General features: G+C 48.5%; 1 rRNA gene. It reads left to right on the top strand.

Annotated elements, in window-relative coordinates:
• The first annotated feature begins 154 nt into the window (after positions 1-154).
• Positions 155-3,053, top strand: a 23S ribosomal RNA gene (locus HMPREF0631_RS00870).
• The last annotated feature ends 59 nt before the right edge of the window (positions 3,054-3,112 follow it).

The following is a 3,112-nucleotide window of genomic DNA, read 5'->3' as shown; positions in this document are numbered from 1 at the left end:
TTTGTACCTTGAAAACTGAATAATTTAGTGATTACAAAAGACATCTATCAAGTTGAACTTGATAAAATATATGAGAGAAAACTCATTAAAAAACACCAATTATTCTTTTAACACTGGTCGAAAGACCAAAATTAGAAAAATCTCATTAATAACTGGTCAAGTTATTAAGGGTGCAGGGCGGATGCCTTGGCACTAGGAGCCGATGAAAGACGTGATAAGCTGCGATAAGCTTCGGGGAGTGGCACATACACTTTGATCCGGAGATTTCTGAATGAGGAAACTCACTTGGAGTAATGTCCAAGTATCCTTAGGTGAATACATAGCCTAAGGAGGGGAACTCAGGGAACTGAAACATCTAAGTACCTGAAGGAAGAGAAAGAAATTCGATTCCGCTAGTAGCGGCGAGCGAACGCGGAAGAGCCCAAACCAAGTTAGTTTACTAATTTGGGGTTGCGGACATATCTTAAGGAGTAGTTATTGCGAGTGGAAGAGTTCTGGAAAGTTCTACCACAGAGGGTAATAGTCCCGTACACAAAGCCAAGAAGACTCTTGATATGATCCAGAGTACCACGAGACACGTGAAACCTTGTGGGAAGCAGGGGGGACCACCCCCCAAGGCTAAATACTACCTAGTGACCGATAGCGTATAGTACCGTGAGGGAAAGGTGAAAAGAACCCCGGGAGGGGAGTGAAATAGAACCTGAAACCCTGCACTTACAATCTGTGGGAGCGCATTACTGGCGTGACCGCGTACTTTTTGTAGAACGGGCCAACGAGTTACGTTATGTGGCAAGGTTAAGCACTTAAGGTGTGGAGCCGTAGCGAAAGCGAGTCTTAACTGGGCGACATAGTCACATGACGTAGACCCGAAACCGGGCGACCTACCCATGAGCAGGATGAAGCGAAAGTAAAATTTCGTGGAGGTCCGAACCCACGTACGTTGAAAAGTGCGGGGATGACTTGTGGGTAGCGGTGAAATTCCAATCGAGCTCGGAGATAGCTGGTTCTCCTCGAAATAGCTTTAGGGCTAGCCTTGAATGTAGAGATGTGGAGGTAGAGCACTGAATGTCCTAGGGGGTATTGCACTTACCGAAGACTATCAAACTCCGAATGCCATAATCTTTTATTCAGGAGTCAGACTATGGGTGATAAGGTTCATAGTCGAAAGGGAAAGAGCCCAGACCGTCAGCTAAGGTCCCTAAATGTATGTTAAGTGGTAAAGGATGTGGGATTGCATAGACAACCAGGATGTTGGCTTAGAAGCAGCCATTCATTTAAAGAGTGCGTAATAGCTCACTGGTCGAGTGATCCTGCGCCGAAGATTTCCGGGGCTAAAACATACTACCGAAGCTACGGCATCGAAAGATGGGTAGAGGAGCTTCCCATGCAGGATGAAGCAGTACCGTAAGGAGCTGTGGACAGTATGGGAGAGAGAATGTTGGCATGAGTAGCGAGATGAAGGTGAGAATCCTTCAGGCCGTAAACCCAAGGTTTCCAGGGGAAGGTTCGTCCTCCCTGGGTTAGTCGGGACCTAAGCTCAGGCCGAAAGGCGTAGGCGATGGACAACAGGTTGAAATTCCTGTACTACCGATAATCGTTTGAGAGATGGGATGACACAGTAGGATAAGCTGAGCACACTGTTGGTTATGTGTGTCTAAGTATTGAGGCAGATCGAATAGGCAAATCCGTTTGATTAATGCTGGGATACGATGGGGAGCGAAACTAAGTAGCGAAGCAGCTGATTTCACACTGTCGAGAAAAGTCTCTATCGAGATTAAAGGTACCCGTACCGCAAACCGACACAGGTGGGTGAGGAGAGTATCCTAAGGCCAGCGAGAGAACTGTTGTTAAGGAACTCGGCAAAATGACCCCGTAACTTAGGGATAAGGGGTGCCCCAGAAATGGGGCCGCAGAGAATTGGCCCAAGCGACTGTTTACCAAAAACATAGGTTTCTGCTAAGTCGCAAGACGATGTATAGGAGCTGACGCCTGCCCGGTGCTGGAAGGTTAAGGGGATCTGTTAGAGCAATCGAAGCAGTGATCTTAAGCCCCAGTAAACGGCGGCCGTAACTATAACGGTCCTAAGGTAGCGAAATTCCTTGTCGGGTAAGTTCCGACCCGCACGAAAGGCGTAACGATTTGGGCACTGTCTCAACAACAGACTCGGTGAAATTGTAGTCCCGGTGAAGATGCCGGGTACCTGCGACAGGACGGAAAGACCCCATGGAGCTTTACTGTAGCTTGACATTGGGTCTCGGTACTACATGTACAGGATAGGTGGGAGACTGAGAAATCTGGGCGTCAGTTTAGATGGAGTCATCCTTGGGATACCACCCTTGTAGTATTGGGACTCTAACCATAGGCCATGAATCTGGTCTTGGGACACTGTCTGGTGGGCAGTTTGACTGGGGCGGTCGCCTCCCAAAAGGTAACGGAGGCGCTCAAAGGTTCCCTCAGTACGGTCGGAAATCGTACGAAGAGTGTAAAGGCAAAAGGGAGCTTGATTGCAAGACATACAGGTCGAGCAAGGTAGAAATACGGACTTAGTGATCCGGTGGTTCTGCGTGGAAGGGCCATCGCTCAACGGATAAAAGCTACCCTGGGGATAACAGGCTTATCTCCCCCAAGAGTCCACATCGACGGGGAGGTTTGGCACCTCGATGTCGGCTCATCACATCCTGGGGCTGTAGTTGGTCCCAAGGGTTGGGCTGTTCGCCCATTAAAGTGGTACGCGAGCTGGGTTCAGAACGTCGTGAGACAGTTCGGTCCCTATCCGTCGCAGGCGTAGGAAATTTGAGGAGATCTGTCCTTAGTACGAGAGGACCGGGATGGACATACCTCTGGTGTACCAGTTGTTCTGCCAAGGGCATGGCTGGGTAGCTATGTATGGAAAGGATAAGCGCTGAAAGCATCTAAGCGCGAAGCCAACTTCAAGATAAGATTTCCCACCGCAAGGTTAAGATCCCAGGAAGACTACCTGGTTGATAGGTCAGAGGTGTAAGTGCAGCAATGTATGTAGCTTACTGATACTAATAGATCGAGGACTTGACCAAGAAAGATGTTTGAGTAAGGATTAGGTCTAGCCGAAAGGCTCACTAAATATTCAGTTTTG

The organism is Peptostreptococcus anaerobius 653-L, assembly GCF_000178095.1.
Taxonomy (GTDB): domain Bacteria; phylum Bacillota; class Clostridia; order Peptostreptococcales; family Peptostreptococcaceae; genus Peptostreptococcus; species Peptostreptococcus anaerobius.
Note: the sequence above shows the minus strand (reverse complement) of the source record. Positions and strands in the feature narration are given on the sequence as shown.